Consider the following 21,239-nt stretch of genomic DNA (forward strand, 5'->3'; position numbering starts at 1 on the left):
GTGCATCTGCCACGCATCGGAATCCCCCTCAGAACAGTCCTTCCTGCTCTCCCGCCCGCCCCGGCCCCACCACCCGTACCGGCACGCTCACCGGCCCCGCCGCGTCCGCCCCCACCAGCTGCCACCCCACCAACAGCCTCGTGTCCACCACGAGCAGCCCGCCGTCCGCCGCCGCCAGGTACAGATCGGGCCCGGCAGCCGCCACCAGCTCCCCCGCGACCACGCCGTCCGGCACCAGTTCGACGACGTCGTGCACCGCCCGGTCCCCGTCGAGGGCCCGCAGCCCGAACGCCTCCGCATGGTCGACCACCTGGAACCCCACCCGCTCCAGGGTCTCCGGCCACCCCGCGAGCCCGGCCGCCGCCCGCCACGCCGACTCGACCTCGGCGGCCCGTTCCGGCCTTCCCGGCAGCGCCCCGCGCGCCGCCCGCTTCTTCCCGTACGGAATCCGGTCCGGCACCCCGAGCGCCGCCCGCAGCACCTCCTCCGTGCGCCGGGCCGCCATCAGCGGCCCCCGCCCCAGCCAGGCGTACGCGACCGCCCCCTGCTCCAACAGCCGCGCGCCGCCCCGCTCCTCGGCCGTGATCCCGACCTTGACCAGCCCGGTCCCGAACCACGCCAGGTACACCCGGTAGGTGCGCGGATCGTCGGGCACCCCGTCCGCCGCCACCGACCCCACCCGGTCCAGCCGCGCGCACTCCCCGCAGCGCGCCCGCGAGGTGTGCCCCGGCACCACGGCCCCGTACGGGCACGGATGCTCCCGCGCGCCCACGCACCGCCGCAGCCCCACGGCCCGGAACGCGACCGGCTGCCCGTACACCAGCGGACTGGTCCGCCCCCCGGCCCACCGAAGCCCCGGCGCCCCGCCCGTCCAGCTCAACCCCGCACTGCGCCATTCCATGGAGCCCAGTCTTCCTCTTCGACGACGGGTACGGGGGCCGCTCCTGGGAGTCGGGGGCACGCTTGCGGCGAGGCGGAGGCGGGGCACGCCGGGAGGGGCGCGGAGGCGGGGCACGCCGGCAGGGGCGCGGAGGCGGGGCACGCCGCCAGGAGCACGCCGCCAGGGATCGCGGAGGCGGGGCACGCTCCGGGGAGTGCCGCATGCCCCGGTGCGCGCCCCGCGTCCCACGACGGCACCTCACCGCCCGGTGCGACGCCGCCTCCGTCCGTAGGCCACCGCCACCACGAACAGGAGCGGTCCCCAGGCCAGCAGCGGCACGTAGGCGGCGGTCATCAACCCGTACTTGAAGCCTTCCGGTGCCTCCGGCGCCCCCATGTTGTCCACCGCGTTCCACTCCAGCGCGCCCAGCACCGTCACCAGGGTGACGACCAGGGCCCCCGCCAGCGCCGGAACCATCGCCGCCGCCGTCGGAATGGTCCGCCCGCCCAGCCACGGCACCCACCGGGGCAACACCTCCCCCCACCGCCGCACGAGCCCCAGCGTCAACAGGGCCACCAGCTCGGCCACCAGGCTCAGCCCGACCAGATAGAACGAGCCGGATCCGGGGAAGCCGCCCGGCCCCAGGAAGTCGTCGCGGAAACCCGAGTCCCACCCCAGCGCGATGGCGATCCGCCAGACCCCGGTCGGTACGGCCGTGAACGCCGCCGCGTGCGCGGCCCACCGGATGCCCCGCGACACCTGCGGGCCGTGCTCGGCGCCCGCCCCCGGAGTCCGCTCGCGCGGAACCGGTGCCGTCGTCCTGCGAACCTCCGTGCCGCGCTCCCGCGTCTCCTGCGGCGACCACGGCCAACGCAGCACCTCAGCCACGGCGTCCCGCCCCCTCAACGCCCTCAACGCCACCCTTGCCGAGGCCCTTTTCGGCACCCTTCGCGATGCCCTGCCCGCCACTCCGCCCGGCGTCCCCGGTCGCGCCCTGCCCGGCGGACCCGCGCGCGCCCTTCGCCGGGCTGCCCGGGTTCTTCAGCACATCGGCGTGCACCACCCGGAAGCCGCCCTCGACCACCTTCGTGAACGGCGCGGGCGCCATGCACGTCCCCACCTCGGAGAGCATGACGTTGCCCTCCGCGTCCCGTGCCTCGGTGTCGAGGTTGGCCTGCCCCCACGAGAACCCGAGCCGGTCCGGCGCCCCGTGCTCGCCCTGCTGCACGCTGATGCCGATCCGCGTGCCCTTCTCGTGGGCGTCGGAACTGCGGATGATCGCCGTCAGCGTGGCGGTCCTCCCGCTGGTCACCAGGCAGTCCACATCCGCGACCGCCCGCATGGGCTTCTTCGCGCCCGGCACCAGGTGGCTGAACCGCACCGTGCCCCGCGCATCGGTCGCCATCCCGGCCGGAATCCCCGGTACCGGCCTGCTGAACGGCACGCCCACCGCGTTGACGCCGAACCGGATGTCGTGGTCGGCGGACTCGACGTACCAGAGCTTCCCCGCCCCACTCACACTCGCCACCCCGGGCATCCCGTGCCCCGCCCGCTCCGCCCCTGACTGCGCGGCGGACCCGGAAGGCCCAGCGGACCCGGAAGGCCTGGCAGACCCGGCGGGCACGGCGGCCCCGGCGGCGGGCGCGGTGGCCGTCGCGGGAGCCTTCACGGGTGCCGCGGCCGTGGAGGCCGGCGTAGTAGCGACCAGGGTCACGGACAGCGCCGCGGCGACGGCACCCACCGTTCCGACGGTGCTGAGAACAAGAGCGCGCATGCGGGAATCCCTTTCCGTGGCGGGTACTCGGCGCCCACCGCACGGCCCTTGCCGTACAGCCTTCGACCTGCGCCTTCGTCCCTGACTCGTCCCTCTCCGGAACGGCTCCAGCCTCGCCCCGCGGCCCCGCCCCGGACCATCCGCCGATCGGCACAAAGACCGCCCCCGAAGCGGGCCCGAACCGGCCCGTCTCTGCCGATCGGCAGAGGGCGCCCGGCCGCCGCCCGCCCGTACGCTGATCGCCATGGGGGACTCAACAGGCATGCCCGGACTGCTGCTCAGCGCCATACCGACGGCTGCCGCCACCGCGACCGTCCTGTGGACCGCCGCCCACGCCCGGACCGCCCGCACCAGGACCGCCCACCGCGGCACCGGCCCCTCCCTGCCCCGCCCGGCCCGCCGCCCCCGGCGCGACCGCACGGAGCCGCCCGACCCCGCGCCAAAGCCCCCCGCACCGGACCTGTCCCCACCGAACAGCGCTCCGCAGGACAGCCCTCCGCCGGGCACTCGTCAGCAAGGCAGCCCCCCACCGGACAGTCCCCCACCGCACAGCGCTCCGCAGGACAGCCCCCCACCGGGCACTCCTCAGCAAGGCGGCCCCCCACCGGTCGTCCCTCGGCCGTCCGGCCCCCCGCCCGCCGCCCGCGCAGCGCACGGACCCGTCCCGCCCCGCCTGGGCCGGGCCACCGCCCTCTGCGCGCTGCTCTCCCTCGCCACCTCTGCCGCCCAGCCGTTCCTGGAGGTCACGACCGGGTGGAAGCTCCCCGAGGCGGGGCTGCTGCTGCTCCTGATCGTCCTGACGACCAGGTACGCACCCCTGCGCCAGCTGTACACGGCGCTGCCCCTCGCCGCGCTCGCGGTCTGCGCCTGGCCGCTGCCGCTCGTCGCAGGATCATTCCTGGAACACACCGGCGTGGCCGCCTTCTGGCTGCTGCCCGCGCTGGCCGCCGCGGCCTCCGGCGCGTACCCCCGCCGTCAGGAGCACCGCAGGCGGCAGGCGGTGACGACGGCCCGGCGCGACCAGCGGCTGCAACTCTCCCGCGACCTGCACGACTTCGTGGCCCACGACATCAGCGGCATCGTCGTCCAGGCCCAGGCGGCCCGCTTCGTCGCGTCGGCCGATCCGCACCAGGCGGTCCTGGCCCTCGAACGCATCGAGAGGGCCGGCCTGAACGCCCTCGCCTCCATGGACCGCACCATCACCATGCTGCACGGCGACGACGCCTCCACCACGGACGCGCTCCCCGGCCTCCCCCAGCTCCCCACCCTGGTGGCGGAGTTCTCGGCGGCGGGCGGCACCCGGGCCCGCCTCGACCTCCCTCCGGACGCCGAGCAGGCACTCTCCCGCGAGGCGGGCGCCGCCGCGTACCGCATCGTCGTCGAGGCCCTCACCAACGTGCGCCGGCACGCACCGCGGGCGACCCGCGCGGACATCGTCCTCACCCCGACCCCCACCGCGGTCGAGCTGACCGTGACGAACGACCGCAGCGGCAGGGCCCGCCCCGGCTCCCGGGCCCGCGGCGGCCACGGCCTCCCCGCCCTCACCGAACACGCCCTCGCGCTCGGCGGCACGCTCAGCGCGGGCCCGTACGACACCACCGGCTGGCGTCTGACGGCCGTACTCCCCCGGAAGGAAGCCCCCGCCCCGTGACGTCTCCCACCCGCATCCTGCTCGCCGACGACCAGGCCGACATCCGCACCGGTTTCCGGCTGATCCTCGACTCCCAGCCGGACATGACGGTGATCGCGGAGGCCGCCGACGGCACCACCGCCGTCGAACTGGCCCGCTCGCTCCGCCCCGACCTGGTGCTGGCCGACATCCGTATGCCGGGCCTGGACGGCCTGGAGGTCACCCGCCGGCTGACCGGCCCGGACGTGCCCGACCCCATCCCGGTCCTCGTGATCACCACGTTCGACCACGACGACTACGTCCGTACGGCGCTGCGCGACGGCGCCTGCGGATTCCTCCTCAAGCGCTCGGGCCCGGCCCTCCTCATCGAGGGCGTGCGGGCCGCGATGTCCGGCGACGTCCTGATCAGCCCCCAGATCACCGTGCGCCTCCTGCGGTCCCTCACACCACCGGCCCCGGAACCGGTCCGCGCCCCCCGGCAGCCCTCCCCGCTGACCCCGCGCGAGGAGGAGATAGCCCGGCTGGTCGCCGACGGCCTCACCAACGCCGAGATCGGCGACCGCCTCTTCATCTCGGCCGGCACCGCCAAGACCCACATCGCCAACATCCAGTCCAAGCTGGGAGCCCGCAACCGCGTCGGCATCGCCGCCTGGACCTGGCAGTCGGGCCTCCCCACGCCGCCCGGGTGAACCTGCCGGAAGCACTCAGGGGGAGATGAGTACGTACGCCCTCACCCCGGCGGCCCGGGGCGGCGAGGCTTTCCCCATGCCCCAAGACCAGCGGAAGCCGCTGCCCCCACTGCTCCCGACCCTCGCCCTGGCCCTGTTCGCGCTCGGAGCGTGGGCGGCGTGGCTGGGCTGGGACCAGACCCGCGACCTGCACCCCGACGGCTCGACGACCGGCCCGTACGAGGCCTGGCAGGTGATCGGCCTGCTGCTGACCCTGCTGCCCCCGCTCTACTGGGCCGCCTCCCGGCGCCACCTGACCGCCTCCGTACTGGGCATCCCCGCCGGCCTCACCGTCGCCGCCTACGTCGACTGGTCCGACGACGCCAGCGGCCTCTTCATGGTCGGTGTGGTCATCACCCTGCTGGGCACCCTGACCGCCACCGCCCTGGCGTCCGCCCTCATCACCGCCACCACCCGCACAACCCCCCGAGCCGGAACCTGAACCCCCGTCCCCCGCGGTGCCTCCGGGCAACGCAAGAGGCCCCGGACGCGATGTCCGGGGCCTCTCACCTCTGTGCACTCGGCAGGATTCGAACCTGCAACCTTCTGATCCGTAGTCAGATGCTCTATCCGTTAAGCTACGAGTGCTTGTCGCTGTGCTTCCGGGCCGTTTTCCGCCCCGTCGGCGTTGCAAGAAGAACATTACATGACCTGCGCCGTCATGCGAAATCCATTGCGCACACCTGGCCTGAGCTGGGCAAACACCCGGACGAGTGACAGCCGCCCCGCCTCGTGACGCACCGGGGTCCCGGTACGAAGGAAGCCCCGGTCCTGGTGGACCGGGGCTTCCCGTGTGCTGGCGGAGGCGGAGGGATTTGAACCCTCGATGGGCTTTAAGACCCAAACCGCATTAGCAGTGCGGCGCCATAGACCGGACTAGGCGACGCCTCCAGCACGAACCGAAACGCCATCGCTTGCGCGATCGCGAGTAGGTGCGTTGCAGATGATGGCACAGCATTGCGCGGTGTCACCAATCGCACCCCACGGTACTAGGCGGAAGGGCCGCAGGGCAAAGCACTTCCCGCGCTCGTGCGGCGGGACCCGCGGGGCGTTCCGGGGGTCCGGCCGGGGTCGCGGGCGGAGGGGCGGACGGCCGGGTGCGGGTGGGTACGGGTGTGCGGAAAACGGGGGAGAGTGGCGGCGCCCGGCACGGGTATGCGCCAGGGGTACGTGCCCTCCACACCTGCTTCTCCCGCGCGTCCGGGATCTCCCGCAAGATCCACTTCGGGCGGATCCGGTCCTCACGCTCATCCGCCGTCACGCCCGTATCCCCAGCCTTTAGACTCCTTCCAGTGACAACGCGCGGCCCGCGGGCAAAAATTGGGGTCGCCGGAGGGTCACCGACTGGGCAAGTTGCAGTAATCAGGGAGGAACCGTCGTCGTGAGCAGCAGGCCATCCCGAGGCGCTGCTCGCCTCGCAGCGATACTCGACGCTCTCCCCGACGGGCTGCTGCTCGTCAACTGCAACGGGACCGTCGTCAACGCCAACACCATCGCCCTGGAGACCTTCGAGACCCCGGGCACCGCCCTGGTGGGGCGTGGCCTGCTCGACCTCCTGCCGGAGTTCGACTCCAAGCTGATCCCCGGTTCCATGCGCCGCCCGGACAACGCCGCCGCGCAGAACCGCACCAAGCCGACCCGGATGACCGCGCGGCGCACCGACGGCAGCCAGTTCCCCGTCGAGGTGACCAGCGCGAACCTGGAGGACGGCCGGGACGCGTTCAGTGCCGACCGCCCCGTCGGCGCCACGTCCCTGACCGGGGACGAACTGCTCATGCTGGTCGTACGGGACCTCACGGGCACCGTCGACACCGAGGCGGAGCTGGCCCGTTCGCAGCGGCAGACCGAGATGATCCTGCGGGCCGCCTCCGAGGGCGTGGTGGGCACGGACACCGACGGGCGCATCGTGCTCGCCAACCCGGCCGCGGCGCAGATCCTCGGCTTCCGCGCCAGCGACCTGGGCGGCAAGTCGCTGCACGAGCTGGCCGTGCACTCGCGGGCCGACGGGACGCCGTTCCCGTACGAGGAGTCGCCGCTCGCCGACACCCTGAAGTCCGGGCGCAAGCACCGGGTGCGCGGACAGGTGCTGTGGGCGAAGAGCGGCAAGGCCGTGCCGGTCGACATGACGACGGCACCCGTGCGCGACGGCGAACAGCTGGTCGGCGCGGTGATGACGTTCACCGACCGCCGCCCCTACGACGAACTGGTCACCCGGCACGCCGAGGAGGTGGCCGCGACCGCCGCCCAGCACACCGAGGAACTGGCGACAACGCGCGAGCGGTACGACGCCGAAGTCGCGATGGGCCAGGAACGGTACGAGGAACTGGCCGGGCGGCACGCCCAGTTGAGCGCCGTGCTCGGCGGCTCGCTGCGCGGCCCGCTGCAGGAGCTGCGCGGCGAGCTGGGGACGCTGGCCGCCGACCCGGCCGGTCAGCTGTGGCCCGAGGCCAACCAGGTGCTGCACCACCTGGCCGCCGGCTACGCCCGGATGACGACGCTGGTCGACAACGTGCTGGGCTACCAGCGCCTCGCGGCCGGCGTGGAGCCGTTGGTCAAGGCGAACGTGCTGGTGGACGGGGTCGTCGCGGCGGCCGTGGAGGGTGCGGTCGAGCTGATCGGGCCCGGCCGCGTCCAGTTCGCCGTGCACGCGCCGCCGATCGAGGCCGAGGTGGACGGTGCGCGGCTGGCGACGGCGCTGGCCCACCTGGTGGCCGACGTGGCCGGGGTGGACTCGACGGGCAAGGCACCGGTGGCCCTGGCCGGCGGGGGCTACGTCGACTCGACGATCGTGGTGGCCGCCGCACAGCGCGGCGAGGTCGTGCGCTTCGAGGTGCGGGGGCCCTACGCGGGCGGCGACCCGGTCCACGAGCCGATCGTGCGGGGCATCGTGCAGGCGCACGGCGGCGTGCTCCAGACGCACGACATGCCCGGGACGAGCGGTAGCGCCTATGTGCTGGAGGTGCCCCTGGGGGCGGGCTCGGGAGCGGTCGAGGCTCCGGCCCCGGCTCCCGAGGCGGCCCCGGAGGCGGCGGCTGCGGCGGACGCCGCGCCCGGTGCTCCCTCGGGTCCTGCGGGTCCCGCTGCGCCCGCGGGTCCTGGGGCGGCCTCTCCGGCCGGTGGTGACGCCGTGCCGGTGCCCCCGCAGCAGGGCAGCGGGCGACGGGCCCGGCGGTCCTCCACCGACGCGTTCCTGGAGCCGGGCGGCGAGGGGAACGGCCCGGCCGGCGCCGGTCCCGGCGAGGAGGCCCTGGCTGCCGGTGCCGCGCAGAGCGCGCCGAGCGGCCGGCGGCGGGCCCGGCGCGGCCCCTCCGACGAGCAGCAGGAACTGATTCCGGCGCAGGGCACCGGCGAGGGTGTCGGCGGCGCGGGCGGAACCGGCCGCCGGCGCGGTCGGCCGAGCCCGGCCGAGGAGCCCGGCGCCGATGTGCCCGCGGGTGCCGGTCCGGGTGCCCCGGGCGCCGGTGCACCGGTGGGTGCCGGTGCGGCCGGGGCCTACGGGCAGGGTGACGGGGCTTCCGGCACGGGCGGCTCCGCGGGCGGACAGGCCCTGGCGCTGCCCGCTCCCGCGCGTTCGGCGGAAGGGACCGCCGAGCGGTCCGGCGGTCCGGCCGAGGGGGCCGTGGTGGCGGCCGGCGAGAGCGCGCCCGGACGGGCAGGGCTCTCCGGCACCGTGCCGCCGCAGGGGATCGCGCAGGAGCTGCCGCAGAGCGTTCCGCCGCAGGGGCTCGCGGGCCAGGGCACCGAGCAGGCGCCGACGGGCCGCCGTGCCCGGCGGGCGGGCAGCCCGATGCCCGCGCTGCCCCCGGCCGGCACCCCGGACCAGGCGCCGACGGCTCCGCCGGAGGCCGCTCCCGGCACAGACGGCGCCGCGGGCACCGGCACCGACCGCACCGCCCAGGAAGGTCCGGGCACCGGCCACGGCACCGACCACGGCAGCAGCCATGGCACCGGCCCGAACGCCGGTCACCGCCCCGTCCCCGCCCCTGCCACCGGGCACGGTCCGGGCTCCGGCGGAACGGGCGCACTGCCCGCCGCCCAGCCCATGGGACCCGGGCCCGGACCCGTGAACCCGGGGCTGCCCGACGCCGGGCTGGCCGAGGACGACACCTCCGGGCACGGACAGGTCCTCGCCTCCGCGGGGGCCGCCCAGCAGCGCGGTCAGGGGCAGGCCCAGGGCTCTTCGGGCGGCAGGCGGGCGCGGCGGGCGCTGGCCACCGCTCCGGCGGCCGAGGCCGAGAGCGCGCGCAGCCCGTTCGCGCTGCCTCCCGCCGACGCGGACCGCGCCCCCGGCCATGTGACGGAGGCCCCCGGTGAGCAGCAGGCGCCGGGCGGCGCGGCGCACAACGGCTGGCCCACGCCCTCCGCCCAGGTGGCGAACCCGGCGCCCCTGCCGCAGGCGTCGCGCGCCCAGGCGCAGCCCCTCCCGCTGCCCGCCGAGGCCACGCACTCGACCCAGGGCCGTGCCTTCAGCGTGCGGACGCTCGGCCAGGGGATGCCCTTCGCCCAGCACCTCACGCAGCAGCAGAACCAGTCGCTGGGCTCCGGGCGGCGCCGCAAGCTGGCGACCCCCTCGGAGGAGGAGCGTCCGGGGGCAGCCGCGCTGGGGCCGGCCGAACCGGCCGCCCGTCCGCATCCGCACGGCACTCCTCAGCCGGGTGCGGCCGAAGCGGCGCAGGACGCGCCGGCCTCCGGTCCGGCAGCGGTGCAGCTGCCGCACCAGCAGCTCATCTCGACGCCGTCCGAGGGGCGTGCGTACGCCATAGACGCCCCGGACGAGGGCAGCGAGGGTCCTGAGCCGCTGGACGGCCCGAACGGCGCCGTCGAGGTCGCCAACCGGCCCGTACCGCAGCCCGTCGACGACGAGCTGCCCCCGGAGCCGCTGGACAACCCGCGGCGGCTGCTGGTGTGGCCCGCGCCGGACGTGTCAACGGAGCAGGCGCTCAGCGACCGCGGCTACCGGCCGGTGATCGTGCACTCCCGCGAGGAGGTGGACGCGCAGATCGCGGCGTTCCCCGCCGCGTTGTTCGTCGATCCGCTGACCGGGCCGATCACCCGTACCGCGCTCCAGTCGCTGCGGCAGGCCGCCGTGGCGGCCGAGGTGCCGGTGCTGGTCACGGCCGGTCTTGGCCAGGCGACCCGGGAGGCGGCGTACGGCGCCGACCCGGCCGTGCTCCTGAAGGCGCTCGCTCCCCGGGACAGCGAGCAGCACCCGCCGAGGGTGCTGCTGATCGAGGAGCACGAGGAGATCGCGCTCGCGCTCAACGCCACGCTGGAGCGTCGCGGCATGCAGGTCGTGCGGGCCGCCGACGACAACGAGGCGGTGGCGCTCGCCGGTCAGATGCGGCCGAACCTGGTGGTCATGGACCTCATGCTGGTACGCCGCCGGAGGGCGGGCATCGTCGACTGGCTGCGGGCGAACGGTCAGCTGAACAGGACCCCGCTGGTCGTCTACACGTCCGCAGGGCTGGACCAGTCCCAGCTCCCGAAGCTCTCCTCGGGCGAGACGGTCCTCTTCCTCGCGGAGCGCTCCACGAGCGCCGAGGTGCAGGGGCGGATCGTCGACCTGCTGGCGAAGATCGGCACCAACTGACGCACGGGCGTGGATGTTTCACGTGAAACGGGCGGGCCCGTCACGTGACGTGGGTGGAGCGAGGAAGGCGGGCGGGGTGTGTTTCACGTGAAACACACCCCGCCCGCCTTCCTCACGGGGGCGGTCACCGCCGCCCCCGCCGCAGCCCGTAGGGCCCCTACAGCTCCGTGACGTCCAGCTCTCCGTCCGCGTAGTTCTTGCGGATCACCTTCTTGTCGAACTTGCCGACGCTCGTCTTCGGCACGGCGGGCACCAGCGCCCAGCGCTCCGGCAGCTGCCACTTGGCCACCGATCCGGCCAGGAAGTCGCGCAGGTCGGCGTAGGTGGCCGTGGCGCCCTCCTTGAGCACGACGGTGGCCAGCGGGCGCTCGCCCCACCGGGTGTCCGGGACGGCGACGACGGCGGCCTCAGCGACCTCCGGGTGTGCCATCAGGGCGTTCTCCAGGTCGACGCTGGAGATCCACTCTCCGCCGGACTTGATGACGTCCTTGGCCCGGTCGGTGAGGGTGAGGTAGCCGTCCGCGCTGATCACGCCAACGTCGCCGGTCTTCAGCCAGCCGTCCTCGCTGAACTTGTCGTCGGGGCGGAAGTCCTCGCCGCCCGCGCCGCCGTAGTACGCGCCGCCGATCCAGGGGCCGCGCACCTCCAGTTCACCGGCCGACTCGCCGTCCCACGGCAGCACCTCGCCGGTCGGCCCGACCAGCCGGGGCTCGACGCTGGCGGGGAACCGGCCCTGGGTGACGCGGTAGGGCCACTCCTGCTCGGCGTCGAGTCCGGCCGGCGGGTGCGCCATGGTGCCCAGCGGCGACGTCTCGGTCATGCCCCACGCATGGCACAGCCGTACGCCCAGCCGGTCGTACGCCTCCATGAGCGCCGGCGGGCAGGCGGCGCCGCCGATGGTGACCTGGCGCATCGAGCTGAGGTCGCGCGGGTTGGCGGTGACCTCGGCGAGCAGTCCCTGCCAGATGGTGGGGACGGCGGCGGCGTGCGTGGGGCGCTCGCGCTCGATCATCTCGGCGAGCGGGGCGGGCTGCAGGAAGCGGTCCGGCATCAGCATGTTGATGCCGGTCATGAAGGTGGCGTGCGGCAGGCCCCAGGCGTTCACGTGGAACTGCGGGACCACGACGAGGGTGGTGTCCTGGTCGGTGAGCCCCATCGACTCGGCCATGTTGACCTGCAGGGAGTGCAGGTAGATCGAGCGGTGGGAGTAGGCGACGCCCTTGGGGTCGCCGGTGGTGCCCGAGGTGTAGCAGAGGGCGGCGGCGCTGCGCTCGTCGATGTCCGGCCAGTCGAAGGTGGTCGGGCGGTCCGCGATCAGCTCCTCGTACTCGTGGACCTGCGGAGTGCAGCCGTCGAGGAGGGAGCGGTCGCCGGGGCCGGCCACGACGACGTGCTCGATGGTCGGCAGGTGCGGCAGGAGCGGGGCGAGCAGCGGGAGCAGAGAGCCGTTGGCGATGACCACGCGGTCGGCGGCGTGGTTGACGATCCAGATCAGCTGTTCGGGGGGCAGCCGCAGGTTGAGGGTGTGCAGGACCGCGCCCATGGAGGGGATCGCGAAGTACGCCTCGACGTGCTCGCTGTTGTTCCACATGAGGGTCGCGACCCGCTGGTCGCCGACGACGCCCAGTTCGTCGCGCAGGGCGTTGGCGAGGCGCACGGCGCGCGCGCCGACCTCGGCGAAGCTGCGGCGCTGCGGTTCGGCCTCACCGGTCCATGTCGTGACCTGTGACTTCCCGTGGATGGTCATCCCGTGCTTCAGGATGCGGGTCACGGTCAGCGGTACGTCCTGCATGGTGCTGAGCACGGCGTCCTCCCGGTGGGCGCGCGAAATGGCACGTAGCACTGGGCTTCGCTCGCCCGTGCGTGTCTCGCCGATTCTGCGCACGTACCCGGCGGTATGTCACTACCTGGGGGTAACCAAAAGGAGGGGAAAGGTGCCCGGTCAGCGGGCCGGCGTCAGCTCCGGGTCCTCGCGGAGCTTGCCCAGCGCACGGGAGACCGCGCTCTTGACCGTGCCGACGGAGACGCCGAGCACCTCGGCGGTCTGCACCTCGCTCAGGTCCTCGTAGTACCTGAGGACGACCATCGCGCGCTGCCTCTCGGGGAGCTTCATGATCGCCCGCCACATCGCGTCGTGCAGCACCTGCTGATCGGCGGGGTCCGCGGCGGGCGGTGCGGTGGAGCCGGGGATGCTCGGCTCGGGCAGGTCCTCGCAGGCGAACTCGTCGACCTTGCGCTTGCGCCACTGCGAGGTGCGCGTGTTGAGCAGCGCCCGGCGCACATAGCCGTCCAGGGCGCGGTGGTCCTCGATGCGCTCCCAGGCGACATAGGTCTTGGTCAGCGCGGTCTGCAGCAGGTCCTCGGCGTCGGACGGGTTCGCGGTCAGCGAGCGCGCGGTGCGCAGCAGGACCGGCCCACGGGCCCGGACGTAGCTGGAGAACGACGGGTATCCGGTGAAGGAGGCGGCGTGCCCGGCGTGCCCGGTGGCGGCCTTGGATGCGCTGGTGCAGACAGGCGTGGTCATGTGTTCCACGCTAGAAGCGGCGATGGTCCCGGGGATCGGCCCCAGGTCCCGAAGGCATGTCCGCCTCAGGTTGTAGAGGTGGGGCAGGCCCCACCTCCTGAAGGTGGAGGGGGGCCCGGGGGGTATCAGGGTCGGGGCATCGGGGGAGCCGGGCGGGACGGCTCAGCCCCAGGTGCGGGCCACCAGTGCGTCGACCCGGTTGCAGTCGATGTTCAGGAGGTGCCCGCCGTGGCTCTCGCGCACGTTGCCGGCGTACTGGTGGATGCGGCGGTGCGGCGTCCAGGCGGCGCGGTGCAGCGCCGGCTCGTGGTGCACGGAGGGCTTGCTGCCCCAGCGCGCGAACCAGATGACGGCCGGCAGGTCGCCTGCCCGCACCTGCCGCGCCCATTCCATGTGGCGCACGCCCGAGGAGGAACTGCTGTAGTAGCCGGGGAAGTACTGGTGGCGCCTCAGTTCCCGGTTCCAGGCCTGTACGAAGGTCAGGGTGCGCTTGGCGCAGGGCTTGTCGCGCAGGTCGTAGGACTCCATGTCGAGGTAGAGGGTGCTGCCGGGGATCATCCCGTGCCACTTGGCCCGCCGTACCGCGTCGCGCCCCTCGGCGGTGCCCTGCCGCCAGGGGTCGGCCCCGATGGCATAGGGGCGCTTGTGGCCCTCCCACACGCACGGCGACTGGGAGCCGACGTACACAGGGAGCAGGAACCAGCCCATCCGGTCGACCGACTTGATCCACTGCTTGTTGAGGTTCTCCTGGCGCGGGCAGCCGCGGCCCCGGCCGCCGAAGTAGATGCCGACGGCGCGGTACGCGGAGGCGCGGCGCCAGGCCTTCATGGTGGCCAGCGAGGGGGCTTCACAGGTGTCGAAGGCCCAGCCGTTGAAGTGGACGGGCTTGGCGGGTCCGGCGGACTCGGCCCCCGGGGACGTCGTGGGCCGGGTGTCGCCCGCCCTGGCGTCGGCAGGCAGCACCAGCGTGCTGAACACGACGGCCAGCACCCCCGCGAGCAGCAGGCCCCGGCCGGGTGACCATTTTCGTACGTACGCAGAAAGTCTGATTCGGTACATACGCTGAGCTAACGGTCATCCCGCAGCCGAGTCCACGACGCACGCCGGGCCGGTCAGCAATCGGTGCCCAGGATCAACCCGGATGTGGGAACTCCGGTGCCCGCCGTCACCAACGTCCGTTCCACACCCGGAACCTGGTTCACCGACGTGCCGCGGATCTGCCGGACCGCCTCCGCGATCCCGTTCATCCCGTGCAGGTACGCCTCGCCGAGCTGACCGCCGTGCGTGTTGAGCGGCAGCGCGTCGGACGCCACGAAGTCCGCCGCCTCGCCCGGCCCGCAGAACCCGAACTCCTCCAACTGCATCAGCACGAACGGAGTGAAGTGGTCGTAGAGGATCCCCACGTCGATCCCGGCGGGCGTAAGGCCCGACGTACGCCACAACTGCCGCGCCACCACTCCCATTTCGGGAAGCCCGGTGAGGTCGTCGCGGTAGAAGCTCGTCATCTGCTCCTGGCCGCGCCCGGCGCCCTGCGCCGCGGCCACGATCACCGCGGGCGGCTGCGCGAGGTCCCGGGCCCGCTCGGCCGTCGTCACCACGACCGCCTGCCCGCCGTCGGTCTCCTGGCAGCAGTCGAGCAGCCGCAACGGCTCCACGATCCACCGCGAAGCGGCGTGCTCGGCCAGCGTGATCGGCTTCTGGTAGAAGTACGCCGCCGGATTGCGCGCCGCGTGCCGCCGGTCGGTCACCGCGACGTGCCCGAACGCCTCCGGGGTCAGCCCGTACGTGTGCAGATAGCGCTGCGCCGCCATCGCCACCCAGGACGCCGGGGTCAGCAGCCCGAACGGCAGTGCCCAGCCGAGCGCCGCCCCCTCCGCCGAGGGCTCCCGCCGCTGCACCCCGGAACCGAACCTGCGCCCGGAGCGCTCGTTGAACGCCCGGTAGCAGACCACCACTTCGGCCACCCCGGACGCCACCGCCAGCGCCGCCTGCTGCACGGTCGCGCAGGCCGCACCGCCGCCGTAGTGGACGCGGGAGAAGAAGGACAGCTCGCCGATCCCGGCCGCCTGGGCGACGGTGATCTCCGGGCTGGTGTCCATGGTGAAGGTGACCATGCCGTCGACGTCCGCGGGGGTGAGCCCGGCGTCGTCCAGCGCGGCGTGCACCGCCTCCACCGCCAGCTTCAGCTCGCTGCGCCCGGAGTCCTTGGAGAACTCGGTGGCCCCGATCCCCGCGACGGCGGCCTTCCCGCCGAGGGTGTCCGCCCTGCGCACGCTCATACCGGCTCCTCTTCCCGGAAGGCGACCCGCACCGTGCCGGTGACGTGGTTGCCGATGCCGTTGGCCCCGACGATCCGGATCCGCGCGGTGCCCGCCGCCCCGTCGACCTCCTCGACCGTGCCGCGCAACACCATCGTGTCGCCCGGATAGTTGGGCGCGCCGAGCCTGATCCGTACCGCCCGCAGTCGGGCACCGGGGCCGAGGCTGTCGGTGACGTACCTCCCGACCAGGCCGTTGGTCGTCAGGATGTTCATGAAGATGTCCGGCGAGCCCTTCTCCCGCGCGGCCTCCACATCGTGGTGCACGTCCTGGTAGTCGCGGGAGGCGACCGCCCCGGCCACGATCAGGGTGCGGGTCACCGCTATCTCCAGCGGCGGCAGTTCCTCACCGGCCCTCATCCCTCGCTCCCCTCCGCCACGGGTTCCCCGGCCACGAGTCCCTCCGCCATCAGCAGCTCCCCCAACTCCTCGCCCGCCTGTCCCGACCCGCCCAGATACGCGTCGATCTGCCGCCCCCACAGGAAGTGCCGGTGCACCGGATGCTCCAGGTCGGCCCCCATGCCGCCGTGCAGGTGCTGCCCGGTGTGCACCACCCGCCGGCCCGCCTCCGATGCCCACCAGGCGGCGGTCAGCGCGTGCGTCCCGCAGGCGAGGCCCTCGTCGTACCGCCAGGCCGCCTCGTACGCGGTGACCCGGATCGACTCCGTGTCCATGTGCGCCTCCGCCGCCCGCAACTGGACCCCCTGCTTCGTCGACAGCGGCCGTCCGAACTGCTCGCGCTCCGAGGTGTAGCGCGCGGCCCGTGCCACCGACCCGGCGCACACCCCGGCCTGGAGCCCGGCGAAGGCGATCCGCGCCGCCGCCCGGATCCGTTCGTACGCCGCAGGGCCGGGCCCGCCCAGCCGCTCGCCCCGCGCACCGCTGAGCACCAGCCGCCCGGCCGCCCAGGGCGCGGTCGTCTCGACCGGCTCCACACCGGCCCCGGCGTCCTCCGTACGCACCAGCCACAGCGCCCGGTCCGCGTCCGGCACCACCACATGGGTGGCGTCCCGCAGCCACGGCACAACCGGAACCGCCCCGGACAGCGCACACACGTCCGACCCGGCCGCGTCCTGCGCCCGAACCGGGCTCGCCCCGGTGGCCGAAAACGCACCCACGGCCACCACGGAGCCGTTTCGCAGCCCGGGAAGCAGCGAATCCCGCTGCCGCTCGCTCCCGTACGCGCCCACCGCGAGCAGTCCGTACACGCCCGTGGCCGCGAGGGGGATCTGCGCGGTGGTCCGCCCCTGCTCCTCCAGCAGCAGGACGAGCCCGAGCAGACCGACCTCCTCGACGGCTTCGAGGAGTCCCGCCCCGCCGAGCCGCTTCCACAGCTCGGCATCCGTGCCCGTCCCGGCCGCCGTCAGCCGCTCGTGCGTCGAAAGATCGCCGAAGATCTCCGCCGCCAGGTCCCGCGCGGCCCGCTGCTCCTCGCTCGGAGTGAAGTCCATGCCGCCCTCACCCCTCACCCTCGGCACGTGCCCCGGCCGCTGCCCCATCGCCCCGGCCGGCCGCCGGCCGGAACACCGGCAGTTCCAATTCCGCGTCGAACCGCTGGAACTCCGCCCGCACCCGCATCCCGATCCGCACCTCGTCGTGCCCCACCCCGACCACGTTGCTGAGCATCCGCACGCCCTCCGCGAGCTCGATCAGTCCCACCGCGTACGGCGGGGAGAAGGCGGGGAACGCCGGATGGTGCATCACCACGTAGGAGAAGACGGTCCCCTCGCCGCTCGCCTCGACCGTGTCCCAGTCCGCCGAACCGCACGCGTTGCACCCGGGCAGCCAGGGGAACCGGAGCACTCCGCACTCCTTGGCCGTGCACCGCTGGATCAGCAGCCGGTGTGCCGCGACCCCCTCCCAGAAGCCCGCGTTGTCCCGGTTGACCACCGGCCGGGGCCGCAGCGGAGCAGGCGCCCCGTTCGCGTCGCCCTGTTGAGTTGTTCCCGTGGCCCGGCCGCCCCGTGCCGCGCCCTGCTCCGCCGGGCGGTCCCGCGCTCCGCCGCCTTTCGCGCGCGGTGCGTACTTGAGGATGCGGAAGCGGTGCGTCCCCGCCGGCTTCCCGTCCGCGTACACATCCATCCGCGTGGTGACGAAGTGCCCCGCGCCCAGCTTGGTCGTCTTGCGCTCCGAGACCGACTCGATCACCGCGTCGAAGGTGATCCGGTCCCCCGGCCTCAAGTCCCGTACGTACTCCTGCTCGCAGTCGGTGGCGACCACCGAGGTGCACCCCGCGCCGTCGAGCAGCGCGAACAGTTCGTCGTACGCGGACGTGCGGCCCGCCCCCGACCCGTGCCCGGACAGTCCGCCCATCGTCCAGGCCTGGAGCATGGTCGGCGGAGCTATCGCGTCCGGCCCTTCGTATGCCGGACTGGTGTCTCCCATCGCTTCGCACCAGTGCCTGATCATCGGTTCGTTGACCAGGTCCTTGCCCACTGCCGAGGTGGCCGCCGCCAGCCCCTCGTACTCCTTCAAACGGGCGAGGAAGTCACCCGGTTCCCCGATCCCGTCACTTTCCGTGACCAGTTTTTCCGTCACCGCTTGACCCTCCGCATCCCGAGCCGCATCGTCGCGACGATCTCCCGCTGCACCTCGCTCACCCCGCCCCCGAAGGTGTTGATCTGCGCGGCCCGGTTCATCCGCTCCAGCTCGCCGTCCCCGAACACCCCGGGCGAACCGGCCCGCACCAGCGCCGCGTCGCCGACCACCTCCTGGCACAGCTGGTAGACCGCGACCGCGCTCTCGGTGCCGACGAACTTCACGCCGCTCGCGTCGCCCGGCGCCAGCGTGCCCGCCCCCACGTCCCCCACGAGGCGCCAGTTCAGCAGCCGCACCGCCGCGAGCCGCGCGTGCGCCTCCGCCAGCCGGGCCCGGACCCAGGGCCTGTCACCAGGCCTTTCACCGGTCGCCGGGTCCACGGTCCGGGCATGGTCGAGCGCCTGCGCGAAGGCGTCCTCGGCCTGCATCCCGATCGCGGCGAGCGCGACGCGCTCGTGGTTGAGCTGGTTGGTGATCAGCCCCCAGCCTTCGTTCTCCTCGCCCACCAGGTTCCCGGCCGGCACCCGGATCCCGTCGTAGTACGTGGCCGTGGTGGTCAGCCCGCCCACGGTCACGATCGGCGTCCAGGAGAAGCCGGGGGCTTCGGTCGGCACCAGCAGGATCGATATTCCCCGGTGCTTCGGGGCCTCGGTGTCCGTCCGGCAGGCCAGCCAGATCCAGTCCGCGTTCTGGGCGTTGCTGGTGAAGATCTTCTGTCCGTCGATCCGCCACTCGTCGTCGCCCTCCTCACTCTCCGTGCGCACCGCCCGTGTCCGCAGCGAGGCCAGGTCGGTGCCCGCGGACGGCTCGCTGTACCCGATGGCGAAGACGAGTTCGCCGCGCAGGATGCGCGGCAGGAAGAAGTCCCGCTGTTGCGGGGTCCCGTACTTCATGAGGGTCGGCCCGACGGTGTTCAGCGTGACCATCGAGACCGGGGCGCCCGCCCGGTAGGCCTCGTCGAAGAAGACGAACTGCTCGTCGGGGCCGCACCCCTGGCCCCCGTACTCCTCGGGCCAGCCGATCCCGAGCATCCCGTCGCCGCCGATCCGGCGCAGCAGGGCCCGCTGGTCGGCGGCGCCCTCGGGCAGGCCGTCCGGCATCACTTCACGGAAGTACGAGCGGAGTTCGGTGCGCAGCCGCTGCTGGCGCCCGGTCGGTGCGAGGTGCACGGCGGTGTCCTCCGGCGGTTTGCCCGGTCGTACGGGGCGACGTACGGGCGACGTACAGGGGTGACGTACGAACCTGTGGAACAAGGTTTCTGACTGTCCGTCAGATTTAGTCGCCCTGTCAAGGTCACCGGCAGAAGCCGCGGCCCCGCCCGCACGGGTCCACCGAATCCACACGGGGGAGGCCCGGACGCGGACATGCGGAAATGCCTGTGCGGCGGCGCCGAAGCACCGCCGCACAGGCAGCCGTTCACCCCGCAGCACAGACCTTTTTCAGGTCGCCTCCGCTACCAGAGCTCGGTGAAGTTCACCGCGACGTTCTCGTTGCCCTGGTTGATGGACGTGAAGCCGGAGCCGTTCACGCTGGCGTTGTTGCTCTGGTTCGAAGCGCCTGCACCGTTGGCCACCTGCTGGGTGGTGGTGGAGTTGCCGTTGTTCGTACCGCCCACGCCGCTTCCGTTGATCGTGGCGACAGCCGCGTTGGAGCCGTCGTCCGCGAAGGAGCCGTTGTCGGCGGTGGCGACACCCGTGAAGAGGGCGGCGGCCAGGGGGAGAGCGGCAACAGCGGCGAAGATGCGGGCATTACGCATGGTCAATTCCTCCAGGAACTGCAAAGACGGTTTGTTCCGAGGGAGTTGGCCGACTGCCTCGGTGCTGGTGACGACGTCGCAGCACCAGAGTTGCCCACCGAATCCCCGGCGAACCACCCACCAGGCACTTATTCGCTCGCAAGCGTGATGTTTTACCGATAAACCCCCAACCTCATCGCAAAACTGCCAGCTCTGGGCCAAATGGGTGATGAGGCGCAGTAACCCCATAGGACGAAGCGTTCCGTCAGATTTTCAGCCAACTTTCCCCACTTCCCTTGCTCGAACATTCGTACGACTATGGAGGCATGGCCACTCCAGACCGGCTGACCGCCACCCTGGCCCTCGCGCACGCCCTCTCAGCGGCGGAGCGCGGCCTTCCCGTGATCCCCCTGTCCCGCACCAAGCTCCCCGCCCTGCGCTCCCCGCACCACGACGAGCCCCTGTCCGGGGGCGGCCCCCAGCGGCCTCCCTGCCGGGGCGAATGCGGGCTTCCCGGCCACGGCGTGTACGACGCGTCGACCGACCCCGCCGTCGTCCGCGCCCTGTTCGCCGCGGCCCCGCGGGCCACCGGCTACGGCATCGCCTGCGGCCGTCCGCCGCACCACCTCATCGGCATCGACCTCGACACCAAGCACGGCGACGACCCTCTCTCCGCACTCGAACACCTGGGCCACGAGCACCACTTCACGCTCCCGCCCACGGTCACCGTCCTCACCCCGTCCGGCGGCCGTCACCTCTGGCTCACCGGCCCGCCCGGCGTCGACATCCCCAACTCGGCGAGCCGGCTCGCCCCCGGCATCGACGTCCGCGGCACCGGCGGCTATCTGGTCGGCCCCGGCTCCCTCACCACCCACGGCGTCTACCGCCTGGCCCCCGGCACCGCCCACCTCCCGGCAGCCCCCTGCCCGGCACCGCTCCTGGCCCTCCTGACCCGCCGTCCCCGGCGGCCCCCACCGCCCCCGACGGTCAACTCGGCCCAGCAGCAAGCCGGAGGAAGGGGCCAGGGCCTCGTGGAGTTCGTCCGCGCCGCCCGGGAGGGCCAGCGCAACACCCGCCTCTTCTGGGCCGCCTGCCGCGCCTGGGAGAACGGTCTCGGCGAATCCCTCGCCCCCGCCCTCACCGAGGCCGCCCTCCAGGCCGGACTCACCCTCGCGGAGGCACGCTCCACCCTCGCCTCGGCCGCCCGGCTGACCACGGGCACGCGCGCGTAGCGCGAGTACGCCGGGGGTCGCGGGCGCTCCTGCCGCCCCGGCCCCCGACCGCCCCGACCGCCCGATCACTCGTACGCTCGCGGAATCGGGTCCTCCGCGGATCCCGGGCTTCCGCGGGCCCCGGGCTTCCGCGGGCCCGGCCCTCCTCGGACAGCACGACGGCCCCCGACCAACTACCCGGTCGGGGGCCGTGCTTGCGCGGTGGGTGTGGGATTTGAACCCACGGTGACATCGCTGCCACGACGGTTTTCAAGACCTTTCGCCGATCACGGCCGGTCCGATCTCCACCGC

The 21,239-nt window shown here is 73.5% G+C and carries 17 protein-coding genes and 3 tRNA genes; 5 read left to right on the forward strand and 15 right to left on the reverse strand.

Annotation, left to right across the window (positions count from 1 at the left end; translation table 11 throughout):
• Positions 1–28: 28 nt before the first annotated feature.
• The 3 genes from ACFYVL_RS35480 to ACFYVL_RS35490 form a co-directional block, all read right to left on the reverse strand.
• Positions 29–901, reverse strand: a complete 873-nt coding sequence (locus tag ACFYVL_RS35480) for a DUF2797 domain-containing protein (protein ID WP_389252393.1) — start codon at positions 899–901, stop codon at positions 29–31.
• 237 nt (positions 902–1,138) lie between these two features.
• Positions 1,139–1,768, reverse strand: a complete 630-nt coding sequence (locus ACFYVL_RS35485; RefSeq protein WP_389252395.1) for a hypothetical protein — start codon at positions 1,766–1,768, stop codon at positions 1,139–1,141.
• Entirely contained in the window at positions 1,761–2,399 is a 639-nt protein-coding gene (locus ACFYVL_RS35490; protein ID WP_389252397.1) for a hypothetical protein, read from the reverse strand. Before ACFYVL_RS35490 ends, ACFYVL_RS35485 begins: the two co-directional genes overlap by 8 nt.
• Positions 2,400–2,898: 499 nt before the next feature.
• Here ACFYVL_RS35490 and ACFYVL_RS35495 point away from each other — a divergent pair, with 499 nt between their 5' ends.
• From ACFYVL_RS35495 to ACFYVL_RS35505, 3 genes are read left to right on the forward strand one after another with little or no spacing between them, the layout of a single operon-like run.
• A complete protein-coding gene (locus ACFYVL_RS35495) occupies positions 2,899–4,305 on the forward strand; it encodes a sensor histidine kinase (RefSeq protein ID WP_389252399.1) in 1,407 nt (468 codons plus the stop codon).
• The gene (locus ACFYVL_RS35500; protein ID WP_389252401.1) at positions 4,302–4,973 is read left to right on the forward strand and encodes a response regulator; all 672 of its coding nucleotides are present in this window, start codon (positions 4,302–4,304) and stop codon (positions 4,971–4,973) included. The genes ACFYVL_RS35495 and ACFYVL_RS35500 overlap by 4 nt, the downstream gene beginning before the upstream one ends.
• A gap of 25 nt (positions 4,974–4,998) precedes the next feature.
• The gene (locus tag ACFYVL_RS35505) at positions 4,999–5,454 is read left to right on the forward strand and encodes a hypothetical protein (RefSeq protein WP_389252403.1); all 456 of its coding nucleotides are present in this window, start codon (positions 4,999–5,001) and stop codon (positions 5,452–5,454) included.
• 73 nt (positions 5,455–5,527) lie between these two features.
• On the opposite strand, the gene ACFYVL_RS35510 is transcribed toward ACFYVL_RS35505, so the two are convergent.
• Both ACFYVL_RS35510 and ACFYVL_RS35515 read right to left on the reverse strand, forming a co-directional pair.
• Positions 5,528–5,600: transfer RNA gene (locus tag ACFYVL_RS35510), tRNA-Arg, on the reverse strand.
• 209 nt (positions 5,601–5,809) lie between these two features.
• Positions 5,810–5,903, reverse strand: a tRNA-Ser gene (locus tag ACFYVL_RS35515).
• A 490-nt stretch (positions 5,904–6,393) separates the two neighbouring features.
• On the opposite strand from ACFYVL_RS35515, the gene ACFYVL_RS35520 reads away from it, so the two are divergent.
• Entirely contained in the window at positions 6,394–10,602 is a 4,209-nt protein-coding gene (locus ACFYVL_RS35520) for a PAS domain-containing protein (protein WP_389252405.1), read from the forward strand.
• Between the two features lie 157 nt (positions 10,603–10,759).
• On the opposite strand, the gene ACFYVL_RS35525 is transcribed toward ACFYVL_RS35520, so the two are convergent.
• From ACFYVL_RS35525 to ACFYVL_RS35565, 9 genes are all read right to left on the reverse strand, one after another.
• Positions 10,760–12,406: a long-chain fatty acid--CoA ligase gene (locus tag ACFYVL_RS35525; protein ID WP_389252407.1), complete on the reverse strand. Its 1,647-nt coding sequence runs from the start codon at positions 12,404–12,406 to the stop codon at positions 10,760–10,762.
• A gap of 138 nt (positions 12,407–12,544) precedes the next feature.
• Positions 12,545–13,126: a SigE family RNA polymerase sigma factor gene (locus ACFYVL_RS35530; protein ID WP_389252409.1), complete on the reverse strand. Its 582-nt coding sequence runs from the start codon at positions 13,124–13,126 to the stop codon at positions 12,545–12,547.
• Positions 13,127–13,288: 162 nt separating this feature from the next.
• Positions 13,289–14,185 (reverse strand): DUF1906 domain-containing protein, encoded by an 897-nt coding sequence (locus ACFYVL_RS35535; protein ID WP_389252411.1) that lies wholly within the window; start codon positions 14,183–14,185, stop codon positions 13,289–13,291.
• Positions 14,186–14,238: 53 nt separating this feature from the next.
• Positions 14,239–15,405 (reverse strand): lipid-transfer protein, encoded by a 1,167-nt coding sequence (locus ACFYVL_RS35540; protein WP_389252412.1) that lies wholly within the window; start codon positions 15,403–15,405, stop codon positions 14,239–14,241.
• On the reverse strand, positions 15,402–15,803 hold the full coding sequence (locus ACFYVL_RS35545) for a MaoC family dehydratase (RefSeq protein ID WP_389252414.1): 402 nt from the start codon (positions 15,801–15,803) through the stop codon (positions 15,402–15,404). The genes ACFYVL_RS35540 and ACFYVL_RS35545 overlap by 4 nt, the downstream gene beginning before the upstream one ends.
• Positions 15,800–16,894 (reverse strand): acyl-CoA dehydrogenase family protein, encoded by a 1,095-nt coding sequence (locus ACFYVL_RS35550; RefSeq protein WP_389252416.1) that lies wholly within the window; start codon positions 16,892–16,894, stop codon positions 15,800–15,802. Before ACFYVL_RS35550 ends, ACFYVL_RS35545 begins: the two co-directional genes overlap by 4 nt.
• A 7-nt stretch (positions 16,895–16,901) precedes the next feature.
• A complete protein-coding gene (locus tag ACFYVL_RS35555) occupies positions 16,902–17,981 on the reverse strand; it encodes a bifunctional MaoC family dehydratase N-terminal/OB-fold nucleic acid binding domain-containing protein (RefSeq protein ID WP_389252418.1) in 1,080 nt (359 codons plus the stop codon).
• Positions 17,978–19,150 (reverse strand): acyl-CoA dehydrogenase family protein, encoded by a 1,173-nt coding sequence (locus tag ACFYVL_RS35560; RefSeq protein WP_389252420.1) that lies wholly within the window; start codon positions 19,148–19,150, stop codon positions 17,978–17,980. Before ACFYVL_RS35560 ends, ACFYVL_RS35555 begins: the two co-directional genes overlap by 4 nt.
• A gap of 284 nt (positions 19,151–19,434) precedes the next feature.
• Positions 19,435–19,737 carry a hypothetical protein gene (locus tag ACFYVL_RS35565; RefSeq protein WP_389252422.1) on the reverse strand — a complete coding sequence of 101 codons (303 nt, stop codon included), beginning with the start codon at positions 19,735–19,737 and terminating at the stop codon, positions 19,435–19,437.
• Positions 19,738–20,042: 305 nt separating this feature from the next.
• Between ACFYVL_RS35565 and ACFYVL_RS35570 the strand changes: the two genes are divergently transcribed.
• On the forward strand, positions 20,043–20,948 hold the full coding sequence (locus tag ACFYVL_RS35570) for a bifunctional DNA primase/polymerase (protein WP_389252424.1): 906 nt from the start codon (positions 20,043–20,045) through the stop codon (positions 20,946–20,948).
• Positions 20,949–21,145: 197 nt separating this feature from the next.
• Here ACFYVL_RS35570 and ACFYVL_RS35575 read toward each other — a convergent pair.
• Positions 21,146–21,239 (reverse strand) — tRNA-Ser (locus tag ACFYVL_RS35575).

The organism is Streptomyces sp. NPDC004111 (assembly GCF_042874215.1).
In the GTDB taxonomy this organism is placed as follows: Bacteria; Actinomycetota; Actinomycetes; order Streptomycetales; family Streptomycetaceae; genus Streptomyces.